The following is a 26,544-nucleotide window of genomic DNA, read 5'->3' on the forward strand; positions in this document are numbered from 1 at the left end:
AGTTGATTAAATTACAGATCAGCAAGCAAAACTTTGCTTTAGGTTTCAGGTTGATTAAAATGCTCTTGTATTGATTTTTTAAGTTGATCAGCCAAAATTTTGACATTGGGTTCATAGAGCATTTGTCCATGATTTCCTGGTACGGAAATCACTTGCACAGGTTTGTTACTATAAGGTTGCCATCCCCAATCGGATTGCTGATAATGGGACATGGCTTGATGTTCTTGCACCACAATTTCTTTGACATCTTGGGCGCGAAATAAAACAATAGGGGCAGAAATTACAAAATTAGGTTGATAAGCCGCATAATTAAGAGTAACTCGTTTCATCACCTCAAGATTGGTTTTCAGCAAAGATAGGGTAGAGTGTTCTGGTAAAACATTGTGATGATATAACGCCTCCGCCGCAAGATACCAACGGTTTTGATCATCGGATTGGGCGGCTAATTGTTCATAGTTAAGACCTAAAGAAATTCCTTTAACAGCCTCAATTCGTTCAATCATATTCCAGATCCAATCTAGGTCGCTTCTTTTGGTAATATAATCAGGATTAGCCACCAGTCCCGCATCAAATATTCCCAGTAAACTGATTATTTCCCCTTGTTGTTCTAGTTGAAAAGCCATTTCTAAGGCAACAGAACAACCCGATGAATATCCTATTAAGATATAAGGCCCTTTCGGTTGTTTTTGTTGTAAGGTTTTGATCAGCGAACTGGCATGATCTTCTACTGAAATGGGGAGAGAATGAGAACCGTCCCTGCCTGGTGTTTCTAGTCCATAAACAGGATGTTCATCGGCAAAATTCATGGCAAAATCTCGAAAATAGAAGGCGTGTCCATTAGACCCAGCAACACAAAATATAGAGATTTTCTGCCCTGAAGGTTGCAATACTAATAAGTCAGAAATAGACGGTTGTACCTCAAATTGAGATAGTTGTTGTGCCAATTGAGCAATGGTGGGATTCTGAAACAAACTGGTTAAAGACAGTTCCTGGTTAAAGTTTTTTTGAATCTCATTTAGGAGCTTAATTGCTAGTATTGAATGGCCGCCTAAATCAAAAAAGTTATCATGAATGCTAATTTTTTCACATTCAACTATTAAAGACCAAATTTCGGTTAATTGTTGTTCAATGTTGTTACGAGGAGCTTCATATAGACTTTGGGATTCATGGTTAGGATGGGGTAAAGCTTGACGATCAATTTTGCCATTGGGGGTTAAGGGAAATTCATCTAACCTTATAATTTGGCTAGGAATCATATAATCAGGTAAATGAGTTTTCAGGTGTTGTTTTAATTGTTGGGAAAGATCATCAATTAGTTCGCCTGTGACATAGGCCACTAATTGCTGATTATTTTCAGTTTTATGTAAATTGACAATTACTTCTTTAATGGCAGGATGCTTTAACAACACTGCTTCAATTTCCCCTAATTCAATGCGAAATCCCCGCAATTTGATTTGATGATCAATGCGTCCTAAAAATTCAATATTGCCATCATTTTGCCATTTAGCTAAGTCTCCCGTTTTGTAAATTCGTTCGATTTTTCCTAATAGGTTAACTTCAATAAATTTCTCCGCCGTTAAGTCAGGACGATCCAGATAACCCCTGGCTAATCCTGCTCCTCCTATATGTAATTCCCCTGGTACTCCGATAGAAACTGGTTGTAAGTGAGAGTCTAAAATATAAACCTGCACATTGGGAATCGGACGACCAATGGTTATTTTCTCCTCAAAAGATGTATATTTTGCGATCGTTGCACAAACACTTCCCTCTGTTGGGCCATAACCATTAAAGAAATTTCGTCCTTGTGACCATTTTTTCACCAATTCAGGGGAACAAGCTTCCCCCGCAACAATGATAGTTTGCAAAGAGGGTAGATTTTCCCAGGGTAGCACTGCTAAGGCTGACGGCGGTAAAGTAATATGGGTGATAGCATCATCCCGTAATCGCTCAACTAAGGGTAAACCAGGCATTAAATTGTCTTTATTTCCCAAATAAAGCGTTGCTCCCCCTCCCCAAGCCATCAAAACTTCCCAGATAAAAGCATCAAAACTAAAGGAAGCAAACTGAAGCACTCGACTTGAGGGATGCACATCAAAAGTTTCAATTTCAACCAGAGCTAAGTTACACAACCCTTTATGTTCAACCATCACCCCTTTGGGTTGTCCTGTTGAACCCGAAGTATAAATCACATAAGCCAGGTCATTAGGCTTACTTTGAAGTGCTAAATTATGGCAGGGAAATGACTCAAAATTAAGCCGATCTAAATTAATTAACTGACCAGAAAACTCCGAGAAAAACCCAGATAATTTATCATTGATAAAACTTTGCGTTAATAAGAGCGAAATTTTACTATTTTCTAATATATATTTAATTCGCTCTTCTGGATAATTGGAGTCAATCGGAACATAAGCTGCACCTGCTTTAAGAACTGCCAATAAGGCGGTCGCCATGTCTAAAGAACGTTCAATACAAATTCCAATCAAGGTATCAGGTTTAATTTGATAATTTTGATGCAAGAAATGAGCTAACTGGTTAGCTTTTTGACTTAGTTCTTGATAAGTTAAACTTTGTTCTTCAAAGACTAATGCTATATTGTCAGGGGTTTTATTTACTTGTTCTTCAAATAAATCAACTAAGGTTTTATCTTGAGGATAATTTGTATTGGTTTGATTCCAAAGTTCTAATTGTTTTTGGTCAGCTTTGGTTAGCCAAGATAGGGTCGAAATTGTTTGCTGTGGGTTAGTAACAATTTGTTGTAATAAAACTTCCCAATGTTCTGCCATTCGCTGAATGGTTATTGTTTCAAATAAATCAGTTGCGTATTCCCAGTTACAATTTAATTGACCATCAGATTCTAAAGCTAAAAGGGATAAATCAAACTTAGCAAAGGGATAACTTGAGTCTATCCATTCAATCTTTAATCCTGGCAAATTGAGAGCTTCACTGTCATTATTTTCCACAGCAAACATTACTTGAAAAATAGGATTATAGCTAAGGCTACGAACAGGCTTTAATTGTTCGACAAGAAACTCAAAAGGAATATCCTGATGCTGATAAGCGTCTAAACAAGTTTGACGAGTTTGGTGTAAAAATTGTTGAAAACTTTGTTCCGACTTTATTTGATTTCGCAGCACTAAGGTATTGGCAAAAAAGCCGATTAATCCTTCAGTTTGAGGATGGGGACGATTGGCAATAGGGGAACCAATACATAAATCATCTTGGCGGCTATAACGAGAGAGTAAAAGATTAAAAACCGCCAATAAAAGCATATATAAACTCACCCCCTCTTGTTGGCTGAGGGTTTTTAATTGCTCAGTTAATTCAGGGGTTAAGGTATGGCTATAATGAGATCCTTTATAACTTTGTATTGGGGGACGGGGATAATCTGTGGGTAATTCTAATCGTGGTGGTGCGTCTTTTAGTTGTTTTTTCCAATAGTTAATCTGGGTTTCTAATACCTCTCCCTGTAACCAATTTCGCTGCCAAGTTGCAAAGTCGCTATATTGAATTGGTAAGGGTTCAAGGGTTGGTTTTTGTCCTTGGGAAAAGGTAAGATAAGCATGGCATAATTCACGAATAAAGATACCTATTGACCAGCCATCACTGCTGATATGGTGCATATTTAGCAGCAAAATAAATTGGTCGTCTTTTAATTGTAGTAATTTAGCTTTAAATAAAGGGCCAGTTTTGAGATTAAACGGTTCTTGAACATGATTATTGATTAAGGTTTGAACCATTATAGACTGAGTTGGTTGATCAAGATTGCTTAAATCTTGTACGCTCAAAATGTTAAAATTTTCTATATTTTTAATCCGAATTTTGGGTTGCCCTTCCACAGTGGGAAAATACATTCGCAAACTTTCATGGCGATCGATGACATAGGCTAAACTCTCAAAGAGAGCATCAACATTAAGTTTTCCCTCCAATTGTAAACTCATGGGCATATTATATGTGGCATTAGAGTTTTCAATTTGCCCTAAAAACCAAAGTCTTTGTTGAGCGAACGAAAGCTGTTTTAAGGCATTTGTAGGTAATTTAGGAATATCTTTTTGAGATGTAACAGCTTGGTCTTTAGCTGTATTTAAAAAAGCTAAAATTTCTGTTTTATTAATTTTTATTTGTTGGATTAATTCAGCTGGAATGTCATTTTTTGTTTTCCGAAGGCGTAAATTGTCGCCATCAGCGGAAATGCGACATCCGAGTTCCCGCAACCGGCCCATTAACTTAATAATTTGTTGATCATTACTCATAATTCAATTTCCTCTTCATCTAAAGGTTGAGAATCCTCTGAAGCATTAACCCATAAACAGGTATCAAGATAGTTCGCTAATTCCTTGAGAATGGGATATTCAAATACTTTACTTAGGGGTAATTCTATTTTTAATTGGTCACGAATACGGGCAATTAACTGGGTCGCTAAAAGTGAATGTCCTCCCAAATTAAAGAAATTATCTTGTCGAGAAATTACCTCATACTTAAGTAGTTTAGCCCATAAACCTGCCAGTAATTCTTCTGTAGGGTTTTCAGGTAATTCAATGTCAGTTAATAAGATAGGTGTATTCTGATCAGGAAGGGCTTTACGATCTATTTTTCCATTGGGCGTTAAGGGTAATTTCTCCAGTTGAACAAAATGACTGGGAATCATATAATCGGGGAGGGTTTGCCCTAAATACTCTCGGAACTGGGCAATTAAAGCGGGATCAACATGATTAGTTTCTAGGGTTAAAGGTTGGTTAGCATAATTTTCCCAGCTTAGGGAATCTAAGCTATTTTTAGAAGCAAAACGAGGCTGACTAAAAGGATAGTTTGTATTGCGTTGAAAAATGACTTGAAAAGTGGAAAATTCGCGATCACCATATTGAACAAATGGAGTATAGGGTAAGTCCTCCGTCAAGGTTCGTAATGCTTCAGGGTTGATACCAATTTCCATCTGGCTTAAAATGGCTTTCAATTGTTTAACGGTTCCCTCAAACTCAGGAATTTTTTCCAATAATACCATTTCTGAAATCAGACGAATATTGGGAATATTTTCAATCCCTAACAAATCAGGTTTTTGAGTGTCTAAAATACGTTGAATCTTTTCTAGACTGAGTTGTTCTACTTCCCAGTTTAACCATTGCCATTTTGTAACTAATGGTTGAGGTTGATCTAAATATAGAACAACATCGTAACGAAAACGATTCATTTCTGTCTGATTATAACCCCGTTTTAATTCAATTTGGACTTGACTAATACGAGGATATTTTTGTTTTAGGAAAATAAAGAAATCTGGATCAATCAGTAATTCTTCTTCTGTCCTCAGACCGTTTCTAATTCGTTGACGTAATTCTTTAATGGATAGGTCATCATCCGCACGATAAAATTCAACGGCTGTATGGAAAGCCTCTAGAAGTTTAAGGTTTCTCATATCCCCAATTAAGATTTTACCCCCTGTCTCTATAGAGTTGATTACCCCATCTAAAACACCCAATAGGTAATCAACTGAGGGGAAATATTGAATCACAGAATTGAGAATAACTAAATCATAACTTTGGGGAGTAATTCCCTCAAATTGGTTCGCTGAACTTTGCTTTAATGTAACCTTTTTCTCAAGATTTTGTAATGTTAAGTTTTCCTGAACATACTGTAAAGCTTTGGTTGAAAAATCCGTCCCGAAAAAGGTTTGACAATGGGGCGCAATTTTAAATAATAACATCCCTGTTCCACAACCAATTTCCCAAACTCGTTTAGGTGCTAATTCTAGAATTTGTTCAACAGTTTTGTCTCGCCATTCTTCCATCAAATTTTGAGGAATCGGTTCTCCTGTATAGCTATCATTCCAACCTGCTAAATTAAGGGTAAAATCTTTTTCAGGAGTCTGGGGTTGAAAGTAAGCTCTATTGAAAACTTCTTGCCACATTTCCACCTGTTCTCCTTGTAAATATTCAGTTTCTGAGTCTTTTTTAGAGAGAACAATATAAGCCACCAAATTGGCATCAAAATCTGTATTTTTTCGTGCAATAACAACAGATTCCTTGATGTCGGGATGTTTGACTAAAGATGCTTCAATTTCTCCTAATTCAATGCGAAATCCTCTAATTTTAACTTGATGATCAATGCGACCTAAGTATTGTAAATTACCATCTAATAGCCAACGAGCAAGATCACCTGTTTTGTAAATTCGCTCAGTTTGGTTAAATAGATTAAGATTAATGAATTTTTCCGCGCTAAGATCGGGACGATTCCAATAACCTTGAGCTAAACCTGAACCTGCAATGCAAAGTTCTCCAGGAATACCAGGGGCCACAGGTTGATTATAACTGTCTAGAATATAGAGGCGAGTATTCGCGATCGCTTTACCGATAGTTGGTTCTTGTTGAGCATTTCTGAACACTTTTGTAAAGGTAGAATAAGTTGTATCTTCCGAGGGGCCATAAAGATTATAAATCAATTTGGCGGATGTCTGTTTATATAAAGCTTGTACTAAATTATTTTTTAATGGTTCACCTGCTAAATTTATCACTTGGACTGTTGCTGGAATAGCATTCATATTAAGCAATTCAGCCGCAGCACTTGGTACTGTATTAATTAAGGTAATAGGCACAATACTGTTACGAATTTGCTCAGTATCCAGAGCATTTTTAACTATGATAATACTACCCCCTTGAGTTAGGGGAACAAACATTTCAAAGATGGAAAGATCGAAACAAATTGAGGTTGATGCTAAGACCCCTGAGAGTTGTTCTGCACTGAAGACGGAATGCGCCCATTCAAGCAGCACTGCGGTACTAGAATGGGCAATAGCAACCCCTTTGGGTTTCCCTGTAGAACCAGAGGTATAAATAATATAAGCTAAATCATCAGGATTACTTTGACGAGGAGGATTATTAATTGATTGATTTTGCCATTTTTTCTGATCTAATGAAATGATAAAACAAGAATTATCTTGTTGTTTAAGCGATAACTTTTCTTGAAATAAATCAGTTGTTATTAATATAGGTACTTGACTATCTTCAAGTATAAAGTGAATGCGATCACGGGGATAATTAGGGTCAATGGGAACGTAGGCACTACCTGTTTTCAGAATAGCTAATAAACTGATGATCATTTTAGGCGATCGCTCAACACAAATTCCTATTAACGAATTATCTGGTAATTGATGTTGTTTTTTGTAATCTAATAAATAATTAGCTAGTTGATTAGCTTTTTCGTTCAGTTGCTGATAACTTAAGCTTTGTTCTTTAAATACAACAGCAATATTGTCAGGGGTTTTTGTTACTTGATATTCAAACAAAGTGACCAAAGTTTGATCTTTTGGATAATCAATATCGGTTTGATTCCAGATTTTAAATTGTTCAATTTCTGTCGTTGTAATAAACGGTAATTTATAAATAGATTGTTGAGGAGAATCAACAATTGCTTCTAGCAAAATTTCCCAATGTTGTGCCATCCTTTGAATGGTTTCCCCTGCAAATAAATCTGTGGCGTATTCCCAAACACAATGAAGCTTATTATCATACTCGGATAAATCTAATTTCAAATCAAACTTAGCAAAGGGATAATTCTGTTCAAACCATTTAATCTCAAGTTCTGGCAAACTAATTTTAGTACCTACCTCTGAGGTATTTTGCAAGACTAACATAACCTGAAATAAGGGGTTATAACTGAGACTTCTTTCTGGTTGTAATTGTTCGACTAAATACTCAAATGGGATATCCTGATGAGCATAAGCATCTAAACAAATTTGTCGAGTTTGTTGCAATAAATCTATAAAACTGTTATCAAAATTAATCTTATTTCTTAATACCAAAGTATTGACAAAAAAGCCCATCAAATCTTCAGTCTGACGATGGGTGCGGTTAGCAATAGGAGAACCAATACACAAATCACTTTGACCACTGTATCGAGACAGTAAAACACTAAAAGCAGCTAAGGCAGTCATAAAAAGGCTAACGCCCTGTTTTTGGCTTAAATTTTTAAGTTTATAAGTTAATTCTGCCGTCAACTCATATTCATAGAGAACCCCTTTATAACTCTGCTGTGGAGGACGAGAATAGTCTGTGGGGATTTCTAGTAAAGCAGGTGCATGGTTGAGTTGATTTTTCCAATAGTTTAATTGGGTTTCTAAAATATCTCCTTGTAGCCAATTTTGTTGCCAAGCTGCATAATCAGTATAGTCAATCGGTAAAGGTTCCCATTGAGGAGTTTGACCTTTAACTAAGGCACGATAAACTTGTTGCCATTCTCGCTTAAATACTCCCATTGACCAACCATCACTGATGATGTGGTGCATATTAATTAAGAGGACAAAATCCCTTTCCCCTAATTGTAATAATTTGGCTTTAAATAGAGGGCCAGTATTTAAGTTAAAAGGTTCTTGTGCGTGGTTATTGACTAATTTTTGTAGGATTTCTTTTTGCGTTTGAGAATCAATATTTTGTAAATTTTCAATGGTTAAGACTTCTATTTTTTCGGGATTTTGAATGATGACTTGAGGTTTTCCATCAACGGCGGGAAAATAAGTGCGTAAAATTGAATGGCGTTCAATTAAATAGAAAAAGCTTAATTTTAAGACTTCTAGATTGAGATTTCCTTGAAGTTGTAATGCCATAGGCATATTATAAATTGCCGATATTCCCAATCCTTCAAGTTGGGCTAAAAACCAAAGTCTTGATTGAGCAAAAGAGAGAGTTTTTGGGGCATTTTGGGCTTGGGGAATAATGGGGGGTAAACTAACTGCTGATGATACTTGACTAATTTCTGTAGCTAATTCTGATAATTGGGGATGTTCAAATACTTTACGAACGGCTAATTCTACCCCAAAACTATTACGAATACGGGTGACTAATTGGGTAGCTAATAGGGAATGTCCCCCCAATTCAAAGAAGTTATCTCGACGACCTACAGACTTAATTTTCAAGAGGTCTTGCCATAAACTGGCTAATAATTCTTCTGTGGGAGTAACAGGCATTTTGCCATCGGTGAATGTGTTTAAATCAGGGATCGGTAGGGCTTTTTTATCTAATTTTCCATTAGGGGTTAGGGGAAGAGTTTCCAAGATCATAATCTGACTGGGAATCATGTAATTGGGCAAACGGCTTTTCAGTAAGCTTTTCAATTCATCCCTAATATCACGGTGTTTTTCTTGCGGGATAATATAAGCTACTAATTGCTGATTATTTTCAGTTTCATATAGGTTAACAACAGCTTGTTTAACGATGGGATGCCCTAATAAAACCGCCTCAATTTCTCCCAATTCAATGCGAAAACCCCGCAGTTTTACTTGCTGATCAATACGTCCTAAAAATTTCAGATTTCCATTATCTCCCCATTTTGCTAAATCTCCTGTTTTATAAATTCGTTCAGTTTTCCCCAATAAGTTAACTTCAATAAACTTCTCAGCCGTTAAGTCTAGACGATTGAAATATCCCCTCGCTAAACAGACTCCTGCAATACATAATTCTCCAGGTATGCCTGGTGGTAAGATTTGCTGATTCCCATCTAAAATATAGGCACGGATATTATCTAACGGTTTACCAATATTGGGTTCTTGACCATTTGCCTGACAAAGAGAAAGTGTCGCTGTCACCGTCGTTTCTGTAGGGCCATAGCAGTTAAAAAACTGTCTTTGGTTTGCCCATTTCTCTACCACTTCAGCCGAACAGGCTTCCCCCCCAACAGCTATATTTTCTAAATGGGACAATTTGGCTTGAGGTAAAACAGATAGGGCTGAAGGCGATAAAAAGCTATGGGTTATTTTGTTAGTTTCTAGAAATTCTACTAGGGTTTGAGTCGGTAGTAATGTTTCTTTTTGGGCTAAGTATAAACAAGCACCATGACTAAGATTAGCCGCAATTTCTCCAATGGATAAATCAAAACTAAAAGACCCAAATTGAAGTAAACGACTTTGCGGTTTAATGTCTAATAATTTGCCCCAATTTAAGCAAAGATTAACAATTGATTGATGTTCAATCATTACTCCTTTAGGTTGTCCTGTTGAACCGGAAGTATAAATCACATAAGCTAGGTCATTAGGCTTACTTTGAACTTTTAAATTATGGCTTGAAAATAAGTCATAATCAAACCGGTCTAAATCAATAAACTGGCTTAAAGATTTTAGGTGAGATAGGGATAATTTATCTTGAACAAAACTCTGGGTTAATAGGAGTGAAATTTTACTATTTTCTAAAATAAATTTAATTCTATCTTCTGGATAATCGTAGTCAATCGGAACATAAGCAGCACCCGCTTTTAAAACCCCTAATAAACCGATAACCATTTCTAATGAACGTTCGGTACAAATCCCAATTAAGTTATCTGGTTTAATCTGATAGTTTTCTCGTAAATAATGAGCTAACTGGTTAGCTTTTTGATTGAGTTCTTGGTAGGTTAAGCTTGTCTGTTCAAAGACTAATGCTATATTATTAGGGGTTTGATTAACCTGTTTTTCAAATAAATCAACTAAAGTTTTATCTTGGCAATAGTTACTATCCGTTTGATTCCAAATTTCCAGTTGTTTTTGGTTAGATTCCGTCAGCAAAGGTAAAGTATTAATTGACTGTTGAGGATGATCAACAATTCCCTGTAATAAGACCTCTAAATGTTTTGCTATTCCTTGAATGGTCTTGGCTTCAAATAAATCTGTCCGATATTCTAATTCTGCGATTAACCCCTGGGGAGTTTCCCGACAAATCAACCCTAAATCAAATAACGTTGTTTTGTTTTCCCAATCAAAATTACTGATAGTTAACTCTGACAATTCTAAGGTCTCTTGAGATTCATTTTGTAAGGTAAAAAATACTTGAAATAGAGGATGATTGCTCGGCGATCGCTCGATTTGTAATTCGTCAATTAATTTCTCAAAGGGTAAGTCTTGATGATCATAAGATGCCAGGGTTTTATCCTTAACTTGTTGCAACAATTCCAAAAAAGTAAGATGACTTTGTAAATTAGTTCGTAAGGCTAAAGTGTTCACAAAAAAGCCCATTAATGGCTCTAACTCTTGGCGGTTTCGATTAGCGATCGCCGTTCCAATGACGATATCTTCCTGTCCACTATAGCGATAAAGTAGCACCGTAAAGGCAGTAAGAAGGGTCATAAACAGAGTTGTCCCTGATGTTTGACTTAACTCCTTCAATTGCTGTGTTAAGGTCAGGCTGAGGTGTATAGATTGACTAGAACCTTCATAGGTTTGTACAGAGGGACGAGGTTTATCAACGGGGAATTCTAAGAGAGGGGGAGCATTTTTTAACTGTTGCCGCCAATAATCGAGTTGGGTTTCTAGTATTTCTCCCTGTAACCATTGTCGCTGCCAATGGGCAAAATCAGCGTATTGAAGAGCTAATTTTGGCAAAGAAGCAGGTTGATTCAGACGAAAAGATCTATAAAGAGTAGATAATTCTTGATGAAATAGAGCGACTGACCAACCATCAAAAATGATGTGATGAATAACCAACAATAAAATATGAAATTGAGGATTGATTTCGAGTAATTTTACGCGTAATAAAGGACTCGTTGATAATTCAAAAGGGGTTTGCAGTTCTTCGGATGCTAATTGTCGCGCCTTCTCTAATTTAATATTTTCTGTCTCTCCTTCTAAATTAATCACTGGTATAGTTAACTGATAAGGAGGATTAATAACCTGTACAGGAGACTCGTTAACCACAGAAAAAGTCGTCCGTAATATTTCATGACGGTTAATAATTTCCGAGATCGCTTGCTCTAGTGCTTTTAAATTAAGACTTCCCTTAATTTCCCAAAAAATAGGCACATGATAAGGAGAATTTTCTTGATCAAATTGAGCTAAAAACCAGAGTCTCGTTTGAGCAAAAGACAGAGGAATATCTTCTTCCCTTGATACAGGAATCAATGATGATTTTTGCTTCTGTTGATTATTATCCGTTTTTGACTGCTGCTGCTTCAGCTTTTGCAGCACTAATTCTCGTTTTTCAGGAGAAAGATTTTCTAAACGTTTTAGCAGATCACTCATAGGATTTGTAGGTTCTCTGGAAATTGGGTTTATAAATTTATCTTATCTAGTCCAAGGGCGATCACAATCCGCCCCTACACAAGGTTTTTGGGGAATCATAGGGGTGCAAGCTGCGCCCAAAAGCAGCAAATTTGACAATTGACACAATTTATCCAAGAGAGCCAATTTTTAGTGGCCACATTTTGCATTCCTCGTTTTACCTACTCCTAAAATTATAGCAGTAGTTGACTTGAAAATCACAAAATTAATTGTTGTGCCGCTTCATCTTCAGATAATTCGTCAATCTCCCCCAAGATTTGCACCAACTCATCACTCTTTACTTGTTCAATCTGTTGGTTAACAACTTTATTTGCTAGTTGGCTAATGGTAGGATTTTCAAACAAGCAGCGGAAAGGAAACTCAATTTCAAAGGTTTCTTTTAATCTAGAAATCAGTTGGGTTGCCAGTAAGGAATGACCTCCTAATTCAAAAAAATTATCATATATCCCTACCTTTGTCAACTGTAGAACTTCAGTCCAAATTGTTACTAATTCCCGTTCTGTAGAAGTTCGAGGAGCAACAAATTCAACTCCGAAATTCTGCTGGGAAATATCGGCAGCAGGTAAACCAAGACGATTGATTTTACCATTAGCAGTGAGAGGAAATTTGTCTAAAAAGACAAAAGCATTCGGAATCATATAATTAGGCAATTTTTGACTCAGATAACTTCTGACATCACGGGCTACTAATTGATAATTCTGGGGAACCAGATAAGCAACTAAAGATTTATTCCCAGGAACATCTTCTCGTATTGTAACAATAGCTTCCCTTATTTCAGAATAATTAGTTAAAACCGTCTCAATTTCCCCTAATTCAACGCGGAAACCGCGTATTTTTACCTGATTATCAATGCGCCCCAAAAACTCCAGATTTCCATCGTTCAGACGACGCACTAAATCCCCTGTTTTATAAAGACTATCCTCAGCTAAAAAAGGATTATCAATAAACTTTTCATGGGTTAAAATTGGCTGATTCAAATAACCTCTGGCAACACTTTTTCCGCCTATGTAAACTTCGCCAGGAACCCCGATAGGAACCCGTTGTAAATTATGATCAAGTAAGTAAACTCTTCTATCCCCAATAGGTTTACCAATGGGAATTGAGTTGACATTTTGATCGAGTTGTTTGGGAATCACATAACAAGAGGTAAATACGGTACATTCTGAAGGTCCATAACCATTAATAATTTGTGTTTGTGGTAATAAATCTAAAGCACGACGAACATGAGAAACAGACAAAGTTTCTCCTCCTATGATCAGTTGTTTAACTTCTAATAAAGCTTCTGGAATTGTATCAATAATTAGGTTAAATAAAGCACAAGTCAGCCAGAGAATATTCACCCCTTCTTCTTTGATAATTTTACTCAAGTTTTCAGGAGTGGGAACATTGTCTGGGAAAAGCACACAACGCCCCCCATAAAGCAATGGTGGCCACAATTCTAAAGTTAAAGCATCCCAAGAAATTGAAGAATGTTGTAGCCAAATATTGTCAGCATCAAGCTTAATATAATCAACCCCAAACATAAAACCGATGAAGCTACGATGAGGGACTTCGGTTCCCTTTGGGGTTCCCGTTGAACCTGACGTATAAATAATATAAGCTAAGTTATCAGGAGTAACTTGAGTTAATAAATTGTCAGAGGAATATTGACTAATATTTTCCCATTCTGACTCAATATTAATGACCTGTTGAATATCATTAACTGGTAGTTGATTAGATAAATGAGTTTGAGTTAAGAGTATGGGGCATTTTACATCTTCGAGCATGAAAGTTAATCTTTCTACTGGATAAGCAAAATCCAAAGGAACATAAGCCCCTCCTGCTTTAAGAATCCCTAAAATTGCGATTACCATCAAAGGCGATCTTTCAATACAAACCCCTACTTTATCCTCTAATTTTATGCCTAAAAATTTTAAATAATGGGCTAATTGATTAGCTCTTTGGTTTAACTCTTGATAGGTTAATTGTTCATTCTTATAAATGATTGCGATCGCATCAGGAGTCTTTTCTACCTGTTTCTCAAATAACCGATGAATACATTGATAGTCAATATCTTTGTTTAGAGAATCATTTTGATTTTCTGCCAATATTAATTGTTCTTCCTCCGCTTTAGTTAATAATGAAAATTCAGAGAGATGTAGTTCTGGATGATTCGCCATTCCTGCTAATAAGGTTTGCAAATGTCCAATCATACGCTCAATGGTTTCTGCTTCAAAGCGACGGGTATCATAGACAATTCTTCCTGATAGTTCTACATTAGGAATAATCACAACTGTCAAAGGATAGTTTGTTCTTTCTAAACACCGAATATCAGTAATTTCTAAGGTTTTTTCCGAAGCATTTTTCGAGGAATCTACTGGATAATTTTCAAATACCAAAATACTTTCAAATAAAGATATTTTAGGCGGAATATCACTATTTTTCTGAATATCAGCTAAGGAATAATAAATATAGGGTTCTTGTTCAAATTGCTGACTTTGTAATGCTTTTAACCAAGGAATCAATTGCTCTTTGCCAGAAATTTGTAATCGCACTGGTAAAGTATTGATAAATAGCCCCACCATTGCATCAATATTTGGCAACTCACTCGTGCGCCCAGATACCGTTGCGCCAAAAACAATATCCGTTTCTCCACTATAACGAGAAAGCAGTAAACCCCAAGCTCCTTGTACTAAATTATTAAGGGTTAAATGATGTTTTTGTGCCAATGATTGTAATTGATTCGTAATCTCAAAAGATAACTTAAAAGAAATTTCTTGATAACTTTCTTGTTGGGGTTGATTCTCAATCAATTTATCAACAACCAGAGGTATAGGTGCTTCAAACCCTTTAAGTCTTTGTTGCCAAAATTTCTTAGCTTGAGAACTATCTTGTTGCTGTAACCAACTAATATATTCTCGATAGGGATGACAGAATTTTAATTGTAAAGATTCACCTCGATTATAACTTTCATATAAGTCAAAAACCTCTTGAAGAATGATCTGCATTGACCAACCATCAAATAGAATATGATGATGACTCCAAATAAATTGATAACTGTCGGTTTCTAACTGTATTAAAGTAAACCGCATTAAAGGTGCCTGAGCAAGTTCAATTCCTGAAGCGCGATCACTTTTCAAAAACGACTCTAATGCTTCTTTTTGTTGTAAATTATCCCAATGTTTCCAGTCATAAACCATCCAAGGTAATTCTACTTTCTGACTGACCATTTGCAGAGGCTTTTCAATTTCTTCCCAATGAAAAGAAGTTCTTAATACAGGATGTTTAGCAACAATTTCTTGCCAAGCCTCTTGAAAAAATGAAAGATTCAATCGTCCTTTTAAGGTACAAACTAGCTGCTCAAAATACACCTCAGACTCTGGGGAATAAAGGGTATGAAAGAGCATACCTTGTTGCATCGGAGAAAGGGAATAAATATCTTCAATGTTATTCATTAAACCTACCTCGTTTTACCTTTCTTTTGATTGATTTTTGACAGGAACTTATCTAGCTGTTCTTGGCTAACTTGAGCAGCAGAAAAGTCTGATGGTGTATAACCTTTATCCTTGCATGACTGACAGTGAAGAATTAGGCTTTTTAAGACGCTCATAAATCCATTTGCCAATTTTTCAATGGTCTCTCGTTGATGAACTTTCTCACTATAAACAAATTGCATTTCTAATTTTTGAGAACGAATTAATCCACTAATTTCTAGCAAATGACTGCGGTTTCCCACAAGACTTCGTTCCGTTTTCCATTCTTTGACTTCTCCTAAAACCCCTGATGCGGATAGTACCTGATCAAATTGACCTAAATAATTGAAACTAACTTGTGCTTTCATCAAGTCCTCAAATTCTTTTTTAACCTCTTCATCTTTAGACAAATACTTTGAAACACCATAACCAATACCACGATTGGGTAAACGACGCAGTTGCTCTTTAACTGATTTTAAGGTTTCTGGAAGTTGTCCCGTTTTACTCCCTTCTAGTCGCACTGGAAATAAGGTGGTAAACCAACCAACAGTACGAGATAAGTCTATTACTTCAAATAAATCTTCCCGCCCATGGCCTTCTAAGTCAACCATTAAAGATTTTTCTCCTGTCCATTGGCTAAAACTTTCCAGTAAAGCAGTTAACAAGACATCGTTAATTTGGGTATTATAAACACCAGGAACATCTTGCAATAATCCACGGGTTTCTTCTTCATTCAAAGATAGGTTAATGACTTTAGCAAAGCTTAACTGATTGCTCTCTTTTGTCCAAGGATAATCAATAGGTAAGGAAACAATTTCTTCGGTTAATTGGGATAGCCAATAATCTTTTTCTTGTTTCAATTTTTCAGATTGACTATAGGTGACTAATTGGTTAGACCAATCTTGAAATGAAGTGGTTTTTAACGGTAATTTAATTTCTTGACCTTGACTAATTTGTTGATAGGCTGTAGCTAAATCTTCAAGTAAAATGCGCCAAGAAATTCCGTCTATCGCTAAGTGATGAATGACGATAAGTAATTGACTGGGTTGTTCATTTCCTAAGTTAAATAAAACAACTTTGACAATATCTCCTGTGGCTAGGTTTAGACTCCTTTGAGTTTCTTCATCTTTGGCTATAATGGCTGTTTTTTGCTGATCGGGAGACAGTTGTGATAAATCAATTACCTCTAAAGGTATTGCTTCTTTTGTGCTATCACTAATTTGAGTTAGATTTTCATCTTCTTGAAGATAATGCAACCGCAAAGCATCATGATGATTCAGTAATGCTTGTATAACTTGCTTTAACGGTTCTGGATTTACTGTTGCTGGAACTTCAATTAATGCTGATTGATTAAAGTAATTAACATCAGGTAAATCCTGCTCAAATAACCAATGTTGAATGGGCGTTAAAGGGATAATTCCTGTCACCAATTCTTGATTAGCTTTTATTTGCTGATCTGTTCCGACAACGGTAGCTAATTCGGCAATGGTTTGATACTGAAAAAGTTGCTTAGGACTTAATTGTAATCCCATTTGATTCGCTTTGGAAATCATCTGGATACTAATAATTGAATCCCCTCCTAGTTCAAAGAAGTTATCATGAATACTAACTTTTTCCAGTCTTAAGACCTCAGCCCAAATTGCTGTCAAACGTTCTTCTATCGGGGTTTTAGGGGCAGCAAACCCACTTTCTAAGGAAGTCGTTTCTGGAATCGGTAAAGCACGATGGTCAACTTTGCCATTATGAGTAACAGGAATTTCCTCTAGGAAAACAAAAGCAGAGGGAACCATATAAGGCGGTAATTTCTGCTTAAGATAGTGGCGGATTTCTTCGACTTTGTTTTCATGTTTATTACCTACAACATAAGCAACTAATCGCTTAATCCCTGGGCTATCCTCCCTGGCAATTACGACTGATTGTTTGATGGATGAATATTGATTTAAAACCGTTTCAATTTCAGTCAATTCAATGCGAAAACCCCGAATCTTAACTTGAGAGTCAATGCGCCCTAAAAATTCCAAATTACCGTTGAACTTATAGCGAACTAAATCCCCTGTCTTATAGAGTTTTTCCCCCGTTTTAAAAGGGTTATCTATAAATTTTTCAACCGTTAATTCTGGTTGGTTTAAATAACCCCTTGCTATCCCTAAACCCCCGATATGAAGTTCTCCAGGTACGCCAATAGGCATCGATTGTAGGTATTGATCTAAGATGTAAACTTGGACGTTATCAATGGGTTTTCCGATGGGAATTTCTGGTTGACTAATAGGGCTTTCTTCTAGATAGTGTAGGGTAGAGACAACGGTGGATTCTGTGGGGCCATAACTATTAACCAGTTGGGGATATTGTCCCACATATTCCTGCCACATTTTTACCCTTTCTGGTAACACTCGCTCACCTCCTAAAATTACCAGTCTCAAAGATGGCGGTAATCGGAGATTTTCTTGAATAATTTCACTGACTAATAAATGCCAGTAAGCGGTGGGTAAATCCCAAATTGTTACTGCTTTTTTCTGAGATTCTTGTATAAATGCTGAGACAGATTTCATCATTTCTTCTGTTCTCAAAACTAAGGTTCCCCCACAACTTAAACAGGGATAAATTTCTTCTGCTGCCGCATCAAAATTAATAGAAGCGAATTGTAAGACGGTATCTTGTGCGGTTATTTCATATTTTTTTATCGCACTTTGGGTAAAGTTAATCAAAGATTGATGTTCAATTAATACCCCTTTTGGTTGTCCCGTAGATCCTGATGTATAGATAACATAAGCAAGGTTTTTTTCATTTAATAAAAGTTCAGGATTCTGGCTACTTTCTTGAGCAATAGTGTCTTTTTGACTATCTAAACAAACCCATTGAAGTGCCTGTTGAGTTTTTAGATTTGCCCATTTTTCTAAAGTAACCACAATAGAAACTTGAGCGTCATTAACCATATAAGCCAGTCTATCTTCTGGATAGGTGGGATCTAGGGGTAAATAGGCTCCTCCTGCTTTGAGTATTCCTAATAGTCCAATGAACATTTCTAAGGAACGTTCCAGAAAAATGCCGACTAAGTCGTCAGGTTTAACTCCTAATGTTTTGAGATAATGAGCAAGTTGGTTTGCCTGTTCGTTTAATTGTTGATAGCTGAGGTATTTATCCTCAAATAGAACAGCGATCGCCTCTGGTGTTTTCTTGACTTGTTCTTCAAAGAGTTGATGAATTCCCTTAACTTTCGGATACTCAGCTTGAGTGTTATTCCATTCCACTAATAACTGATGTTTCTGTTGCTCTGTTAACAGAGAATATTGAGATAGTTTTTGATTGGGATTCGCTAAAATTCCTTGTAATAGGGTTTGATAATCTTCGACCATTCTGTTGATAGTAGATTCATCAAAAAGGTCAGTATTATATTCCCAAACCATCGTAATTCCTTCGGTCTCAATTCCTTTTGTTTCCGAAGTCGAATTACGTCCAACCCGTTGCTCAGAACGAGGAATAACCACAATATCTAAGTCAAATTTTGCCGAATTATTAGCAAGGGCATCATTCGGTTTAATGCTCAATCCAGGCAAATTCAAATCAGGTAACTGAGCATCATGGAAACTAAACATCACCTGAAATAAAGGATTATAACTTAAATGACGAACGGGTTTTAACACTTCGACGACTTTATCAAAAGGTAAGTCCTCATTGGCATAACCTTCTAGGGTAACTTGACGTACTTGCTCTAACAGTTGTTTAAAAGTGGGATTTCCCGAAACATCAGTACGAAGCACGATATTATTGACAATCATGCCAATAAGTCCCTCTGTCTCCCGCAACCGTCGGTTAGCCACTCCAGAACCCACACAGATGTCTTCTTGGCCTGTATAGCGATAAATTTGCGCCACAAAGACTGCAAACATACTCATGAAAAGCGTTACCCCCTCTTGGCGGCTTAGGCTTCTTAGAGGTTGACAAACATCTAAAGGAAGATCTACCCGTACTCTTGCTCCCCCATAGGTTTGCTCAGTTGGCCGAGGACGATCATAGGGTAATTCCAATAGAGGAGGAATACCCGCTAATTTTTGATGCCAATAGTTGAGTTGTGCTGTTGCTTCCTCTGTTTTCGTCCATTCTCGTTGCCAATGAGCAAAGTCCACAAACTGCAAGGAAGGTTCACTTAATGGAGAAGGTTTTCCTTGAGAAAAGGCTTGATAAAGGGCGACTAATTCCTTTAAAAATAAATTAAATGACCAGCCATCATGTACCATGTGATGTTCCACATGAATTAACACCCATTCTTGCTCATTTAATTTTAACAATGTCCAATGTATTAACGGTAATTGACTAATATCAAAGGGTTTGTGGATTGCCTGCTCAGTCAGTTTTTGAACCTCTTCTTGCTGTTTATCTTTGGAAATATTTTGTAAGTCAATAATGGGTATTGTAACGGGTTCGGGTGGATGAATGACTTGTACCAGTTTCCCCGCTACAGAGGGAAATGTGGTGCGGAATATTTCATGACGACGTAGAATTTCACTGATACTTTTTTCTAAAATAGATACATCTAAAAAGCCTTTAATGCGTAAACTTTCTTGAAATTGATAGGCGGTGATCGAGGGGGCTAATTGTTCAATAAAATAAACCCTTTCTTGAGCAAAAGAAACAGGCAAATAACCGTCCCGTGCAATAGGCTTGATTGTTTTAAAGCTAGTTGTTTTTTTATCTTGCTGTTGCTCTGTAATTGTTTGACTTAAATCTCCAATTGTGGGATTCTCCAACAATTTTTTAAAGGAAACTTCAATCTCAAAAATATCCCGTATTCGAGATAAAATTTGTGTGGCAATTAGGGAATGTCCCCCCAAGTGAAAAAAGTTGTCATTGACCCCAATTTTTTCTAATCCAAATACTTGATGCCAAATTTTTGCTAATTTTTCTTCTTGGTGATTACGAGGGGCAATAAAGGGAGTTTGACGCTCGTTCCCGTCATAATCTGGTACGGGTAAAGCTTTACGATCAATTTTTCCATTGGGACTAAGGGGCAACTCATTTAATACAACAAAAGTCGCAGGAATCATATAGCTCGGAAGCTTATTCTTCAAAAATTGTTGCAGAGTTACGGTTAAATTTTCCTCGGTTGAATGGGGAACAAGATAAGCAACTAATCTTTTATTTCCCAGAGGATCTTCTCGATCAATAACAACGGCTTGAGCGACTTGATGATGTTGCAGTAAAACGGTTTCAATTTCTCCTAATTCAACTCTAAAACCGTTGATTTTAACTTGATGATCGACTCTTCCTAAATACTCTAAATTACCGTCGGCTAAATATCTGCCTAAATCTCCGGTTTTATATAATCTTTCTGAGGGGCTAAAGGGAGCTTGAATAAATTTTTGAGCAGTTAATTCTGGACGATTCAAATAACCCCTGGCAAGCGCAGTACCCCCGATATAAATTTCTCCTGGTGTTTCAGGAGGAACGGTTTTTAAGGTTTCATCTAAAACATAAACTGAAATATTTTCTCCTAAACTCTTTCCAATAGGAATTTCTGTCCTGTTGCGTTGACTTTGTGTTAATTGTGATAGGCGACAAAGGCTTACCGCAATTGTCCCTTCCGTAGGGCCATAAACATTAATTAATTCAGGAAAATTTCCTACATTTTTAAACCACATTCTCACCAATTCTGGTTGAACTCTTTCTCCGCCGATAATGACTAATCGCAAGCTGTCTGGTAATGCTATTTTACTCTTAACTAATTCATTGACTAATAAATGCCAGTAAGCGGTGGGTAAGCTCCAAACAGTTATTTGCCAATCTTGGGATTTTTGAACAAATGAAGGAATAGAACTGATCATTTCTTCAGTTCGTAAGATTAAGGTAGCACCAGAACAAAGAGTAACATAGATTTCCTCTGCGGCCACATCAAAACTGATAGAGACAAATTGAAGAGTGCGATCGCGTTTAGTTATCTGGTATTGAGCGATCGCTAGTTTAGTAAAATTTACCAAGGATTGGTGTTCAATCATCACCCCCTTCGGTTTTCCCGTTGATCCCGATGTGTAGATGACATAGGCTAAATTCTCAGGATTTACAGTATTAACCAGATTCTCCTGACTATGACTGGCAATTTTTGGCCATTGACTATCTAAACAAACTACCTGTCCTTTATAGTCGGAAATTAAGTTAGACCATTGCGCTTGCGTGACCAATACAGATATTTGAGCATCCTGCACCATGTAGGTCAATCTTTCCCTGGGATAAGTCGGATCGAGCGGTACATAGGCTCCCCCTGCCTTAAGAATGCCCAATAAGCCAATGATCATCTCTAGGGAACGATCAACACAAAGTCCCACCAATGTCTCGGACTTAACCCCCAAGGTTCGCAAATAATGGGCTAGTTGATTCGCTTTAGTATTTAATTCCTCATAGGTCAATTGCCCTTGTTCTGACAGGACAGCCACCGCTTCGGGTGTGCGTTCAACTTGGATTTCAAATAATTGGTGAGTGCATTGATTGAACATGGGAAAAATACCTAGAGAAGTCGGTGGCTAGAAGTCCTAGTCTTGAACAATAACATAGAAGATCGCTAAATTACAAGGCGATCACTTAAAAAAATCTGTATTTGACGGGGTGACAAGAGCCTCTGATAAATATGGCACTTATCGGTATCTCGACGTACAGTTTTTTTTACAAAGCTTGCTGAGTAAGGATTTTAGCTTTTTGTCTGCACGGTTTAATTAAGCAAAGTGCTGTATATTCTTATCAACCTCAATTGTCAACATTCCACATTGGCAGTAATATCAATACTGTAAGTCATTCAATTTATCGGCGGGACTTTGTGGCAATTTGGCTCTTCTGGCTTACTAGCTTAAATTGTATCATAGCGATACAAAAAAACGGGTGTTAATCATGGAATCCTTAACGTAAAAGGCTTTTATCCAGTATTAGCTTTATTTACCATTGTAAAACCAGATGAGTCAGCAATTTTAATGAATTAATGAATTAGAGGAAAAATGGAAACTCTTCCTATTAAAATTTCAGATACGACCTTACGAGATGGGGAACAACAAGCTGGATTGTTCTTTCCCCATAAAATGAAACAGGAATTTGCCCATTTAATTTCTCAAACAGGGGTATCTGAGATCGAAATAATGCCTTGTGTTTGTGATGACGAAACGAAATTAGTCAAAACCTTAGTAGCAGAAGGATTAAAGCATCAAATTGTTGCTGCCACACCGATCAAAAAGGATTTTATAGATATAGCTAAAGACTGTGATCTTGGTCAGATCGTACTTTTTAAAGGGCTTTCTGATCGCTTACTTTTTCTACGCGATCATGAAATCTCTCAGATGAAAGAGTTTCAAGGCAAGACCATTGATGATGACATTCCGGATCACATTATTAACCGAATCCGTCAAAATGCCATTGATGAAATTGTTAACCATTTACGCTATGCAACTCAGGAAGCAGGATTAAGGGTAAAATTTGCGATCGAGGATGCCTCAAGGGCCGATTTTGACTTTTTGGTTGAGTGCTTGCGTACCTTCAGTCCTTATGTTGAAGACTTTTACCTCTCTGATACCGTTGGGGTTTTGACTCCCGAAAAAAGTTATATTTGGGTTAACGATCTCTTGCAAAGCACTACAGAGGTCAATCTAGGAGTACACTACCATAATGATTTAGGCTTGGCTTTAGAAAATACCTTACAATCAGTTATGGCAGGCGCGACCATCGTTTCGGGAACCTTTGGCGGCATTGGTGAGCGTTCAGGAAATGTTGCCATTGAGCAGGTATTAAACGGCTTAAAAATTCGCTTTGGCATTGAAGTCGAAGGCATTAACTATGAGGCGATCGCCCCAGTTCTGGATTATATGGAACAAAAAGGCATTCGTCCCGCCGCTCCTTACTCCCAACAAGCACAACGCCATGAATCTGGCATTCACGTCAATTCGTTGTTAGTAGATCCCAAAAGTTATGCCGTGTTGCCCCACAACACGATTGAAATTCTCTTTGGAAAATGGAGTGGTGCCAGCAATTTCCGTTATCTATTTGAAAAAGAACTCAATCATCCCCAACCCAAGGAACAATATGAGAAAATGCGCTCTGTGATCAAAACCTTAGCTGTAGAACAAGAACGATATTTTACCGCCGAGGAGGTGGTGGAGTTATGGAAAAATGGCATCTTTGAATAAATCATCCTATCGTATCGTTGCCATCCCAGGAGAAGGTATTGGGCCTGAAGTCGTCGAAGCGTCCTTAACCATTCTGCGCCAAGTTGCCCAACTTGAGGGATTTGCCTTAACTATAGACTATGGCTTGCTCGGTGGCATGGCCTTAGAAAAATTAGGTAGTACTTTTCCCCCAGAAACTAGCCAACAGTGTGAAGGGTCTGATGGCATTGTTTTTGGGGCAGTGAGTCAAGGGGGACTTCTAGAACTACGGAGGCACTTCGACTTTTTTATTAATCTGCGACCCATTCGCAGTTGCCCAGGTTTACTGCATACATCCAGTCTGCGACCTGAGAAAGTACAAAATCTCGATATTTTAATCGTTCGAGAACTGGTCAGTGGCATCTATTTTGGCTCGGCGGGGCGGGGTACGGATGAAAAAGGGGCCTACGGCTATCACACCATGTGCTATTACGATCGAGAAATTCGTCGTATTGCCAAGGTAGCCCTCCAAAAAGCTCAGGAACGTCGAGGTTTACTGACCGTTGCCCACAAAGAAAATGCCCTACCTCAGATTCCTTGGACTCGATTGGTACAAGAGGAAGCTACCAATTTTTCTGATGTGGTGGTGTCCCCAATGCTCGGTGATAACTTAGCCATGCAACTGGTTCTCAATCCTCAACAATTTGATGTGATTTTGGCAGGGAATATGTTTGGGGACATTCTCAGTGATATTGGTGGAGCGTTGGTGGGTTCCATTGGATTATTGGGATCAGCCAGTCTCAATGACCAGGGTTTGGGGATGTATGAAGCCATTCATGGAACTGCCCCAGATATTGCTGGCAAGGGCATTGCCAACCCTTTGGGTACTCTAGCGGGTTGTGTTTTGATGCTACAACAATGGGGAGAAATCAAGGCCGCCCAACGGATTCTTAATGCCCAGGAGCGACTTTTAGGCAAAGGATACCGCACTGCCGATTTGTTCCCTCAAAACCAGGAAACTTTGGTCAATACGGCTACCCTCGTTGACCTATTCCTTGAAGAAATTTCCCTTGAACAACCTACTGAATGAGGAGTTTAATCCATGACTGATGCTAACAAAATCCTCTACCTGGGAAATGATATTAATACTGACGATATTATTCCCGCTAAAAGAGGGACGAACGATGATCCAGACCACTTAAAACAATATGCTTTAGAACACATCATTGGCGTGGGAGAACTACTCAAGTATGATGAGATCGAAGCAGGGGATAATTTTGGCTGTGGCTCAAGTCGGGAAATTGCCCCCATTGCCCTCAAAGCGGCTGGAATTAAAAAGGTTAAAGCGCGATCGTTCGCCGAAATTTTCTATCGTAATAGTATTAATATTGGACTACCCTTGGAAATTATTGGGGAAACGGAACGCAACCCTGTGGTAGAAGCGATCGCCAACGAGGGCGGCTTAATGGCCTTTAATCAAAAGCGTCGTCAAGGCAAGGTTAAAATTCCGCCCAGTATCACCCCTGCCCGTCCCATGACCAGGGTAGAAAAGATGTTAGCAAAAGCTTCGGGCAATGATTATGTCAAACCAGGGGAAGGGGTGTTTGCCAAGATTGATCTGGCTTTATCCCATGACGCGGTGGCTAGTTCGGTCGCGAAGGTATTTTATGACAATTATGGAAAAACCGCCCAATTATGGGATCCGCAACGGGTGGTATTAGTCGCTGATCACTTTATCCAAATTAATGACATTCGCCTTGATAACAAAGCCCCGGTTATGTATGAGCAGATGGTCAAATTTGCCCAAGCTCAAGGCTGTCATCTGTTGGATGTCGTGTCTCCAGGGGAAGCGGCTGGTATCTGTCATGTGTTGCTCCCAGAACAGGGATTTATTCGCCCCGGAATGATCATTGCAGGAACGGACTCCCATACCTGTACCTATGGAGCCTTAGGAGCCTTTTCCACAGGGGTGGGAACCACAGATATGGCCAATATTTTTGCAATGGGGGATATGTGGATACGAGTCCCACCCACTTTGGTGTTTGAGTTATCGGGAACCCTTCCTCCTCAGATTAGTGCCAAGGATATTATCTTATTTATTCTGGGCAAATTGGGCTGTGGGGGAGCCACCAGCAAAGTCATGGAATTTCGCGGCTCTATCATTGAACAATTGCCCTTAGATGAACGCCTGACCTTGGCTAATATGGCCATTGAATGTGGTGCCATGTGTGGTTTAATTGCGGCGGATGAAGTGACAAACGATTATGTTACCAGTCGCACACCAATCGGGTTTGAAGACGCGTGCGCGAAGCGTGCCTTTGGCATCGCTGACCCCGATGCCGAGTATGAGGCTATTTATCAATTTGATCTGAGCCATTTGGAACCCCAGGTTGCCCGTCCCCCTAAACCAGATCAGGTAGTTAACATTACTCAATTAGAAGAGGTTCCTATCACCAAAGCTTTCATCGGCTCTTGTACCGGCGGAAAACTCTACGATCTCGCTCAAGCGGCGGCGGTATTAAAAGATCGTCAGGTTGCCCAGGGGGTAGATTTATTCGTGGTGCCAGCTTCGATGGAAGTACGTCAAAAAGCTGAAGAATTGGGCTATCTTGCCATTTTTGAGAAATCTGGAGCGCAAATACTAAAATCTGGCTGTGGAGCTTGTATTAACTCAGGAAAGGGAGTATTAGACAAGGAAGAAACGGGAATCTATGCCACCAATCGTAATTTTAAAGGACGCAGTGGCGACCCTACCGCTAAAAACTATTTGGCTTCCCCCAGAACGGTCGCAATTTCGGCTGTCAAAGGAAAAATTACTGCCAATCTTGATTAATAGTTACTAATTCTGTACGCAAATATTGCATCTAGAATTAGCTTTGTACGCTTTGACCCGTACTGGGTTAACTACGAACCTCTCTATCGGATTCCCGCTAAAGGCGGCCTCTCCGACTACCTTTCTTCCAATATTTAA

Annotated in this window: 7 protein-coding genes and 1 pseudogene; 4 read left to right on the plus strand and 4 right to left on the minus strand. The window is 38.1% G+C overall.

Translation table 11 applies throughout. The annotated features are described in order from the left end of the window. Nucleotides 1–38: 38 nt before the first annotated feature. From PX484_RS01960 to PX484_RS01975, 4 genes are all read right to left on the minus strand, one after another. The gene (locus tag PX484_RS01960; RefSeq protein WP_287766332.1) at nucleotides 39–4,250 is read right to left on the minus strand and encodes a non-ribosomal peptide synthetase; all 4,212 of its coding nucleotides are present in this window, start codon (nucleotides 4,248–4,250) and stop codon (nucleotides 39–41) included. Next, nucleotides 4,247–11,968 carry a non-ribosomal peptide synthetase gene (locus tag PX484_RS01965; protein ID WP_287766334.1) on the minus strand — a complete coding sequence of 2,574 codons (7,722 nt, stop codon included), beginning with the start codon at nucleotides 11,966–11,968 and terminating at the stop codon, nucleotides 4,247–4,249. The genes PX484_RS01960 and PX484_RS01965 overlap by 4 nt, the downstream gene beginning before the upstream one ends. Before the next feature lie 236 nt (nucleotides 11,969–12,204). Beyond that, on the minus strand, nucleotides 12,205–15,441 hold the full coding sequence (locus PX484_RS01970; protein ID WP_288102726.1) for a non-ribosomal peptide synthetase: 3,237 nt from the start codon (nucleotides 15,439–15,441) through the stop codon (nucleotides 12,205–12,207). A 5-nt stretch (nucleotides 15,442–15,446) separates the two neighbouring features. Then, nucleotides 15,447–21,944 (minus strand): non-ribosomal peptide synthetase, encoded by a 6,498-nt coding sequence (locus PX484_RS01975; RefSeq protein WP_287766341.1) that lies wholly within the window; start codon nucleotides 21,942–21,944, stop codon nucleotides 15,447–15,449. Between the two features lie 492 nt (nucleotides 21,945–22,436). On the opposite strand from PX484_RS01975, the gene PX484_RS01980 reads away from it, so the two are divergent. From PX484_RS01980 to PX484_RS01995, 4 genes and pseudogenes are all read left to right on the plus strand, one after another. Next, on the plus strand, nucleotides 22,437–23,615 hold the full coding sequence (locus PX484_RS01980; RefSeq protein WP_287766344.1) for a hydroxymethylglutaryl-CoA lyase-like TIM-barrel protein: 1,179 nt from the start codon (nucleotides 22,437–22,439) through the stop codon (nucleotides 23,613–23,615). Then, nucleotides 23,599–24,663 (plus strand): isocitrate/isopropylmalate dehydrogenase family protein, encoded by a 1,065-nt coding sequence (locus tag PX484_RS01985; protein ID WP_287766347.1) that lies wholly within the window; start codon nucleotides 23,599–23,601, stop codon nucleotides 24,661–24,663. The genes PX484_RS01980 and PX484_RS01985 overlap by 17 nt, the downstream gene beginning before the upstream one ends. Before the next feature lie 159 nt (nucleotides 24,664–24,822). Continuing rightward, nucleotides 24,823–24,975 (plus strand): annotated as a pseudogene (locus PX484_RS01990) (3-isopropylmalate dehydratase); the annotation flags it as partial. Nucleotides 24,976–25,107: 132 nt separating this feature from the next. Further along, nucleotides 25,108–26,406 carry a 3-isopropylmalate dehydratase large subunit gene (locus PX484_RS01995; RefSeq protein ID WP_287670347.1) on the plus strand — a complete coding sequence of 433 codons (1,299 nt, stop codon included), beginning with the start codon at nucleotides 25,108–25,110 and terminating at the stop codon, nucleotides 26,404–26,406. The last annotated feature ends 138 nt before the right edge of the window (nucleotides 26,407–26,544 follow it).

The organism is Microcystis sp. M49636_WE2, from assembly GCF_030065375.1.
GTDB classification, from domain to species: Bacteria; Cyanobacteriota; Cyanobacteriia; order Cyanobacteriales; family Microcystaceae; genus Microcystis; species Microcystis aeruginosa_C.

Excerpts from the sequence above, each read along its gene's own strand:
- PX484_RS01960 (WP_287766332.1), bottom strand. The coding sequence starts at position 4,250 with ATGAGTAATGATCAACAAATTATTAAGTTAATGGGCCGGTTGCGGGAA.
- PX484_RS01965 (WP_287766334.1), bottom strand. The coding sequence starts at position 11,968 with ATGAGTGATCTGCTAAAACGTTTAGAAAATCTTTCTCCTGAAAAACGA.
- PX484_RS01970 (WP_288102726.1), bottom strand. The coding sequence starts at position 15,441 with ATGAATAACATTGAAGATATTTATTCCCTTTCTCCGATGCAACAAGGT.
- PX484_RS01975 (WP_287766341.1), bottom strand. The coding sequence starts at position 21,944 with ATGTTCAATCAATGCACTCACCAATTATTTGAAATCCAAGTTGAACGC.
- PX484_RS01980 (WP_287766344.1), top strand. The coding sequence starts at position 22,437 with ATGGAAACTCTTCCTATTAAAATTTCAGATACGACCTTACGAGATGGG.
- PX484_RS01985 (WP_287766347.1), top strand. The coding sequence starts at position 23,599 with ATGGCATCTTTGAATAAATCATCCTATCGTATCGTTGCCATCCCAGGA.
- PX484_RS01995 (WP_287670347.1), top strand. The coding sequence starts at position 25,108 with ATGACCAGGGTAGAAAAGATGTTAGCAAAAGCTTCGGGCAATGATTAT.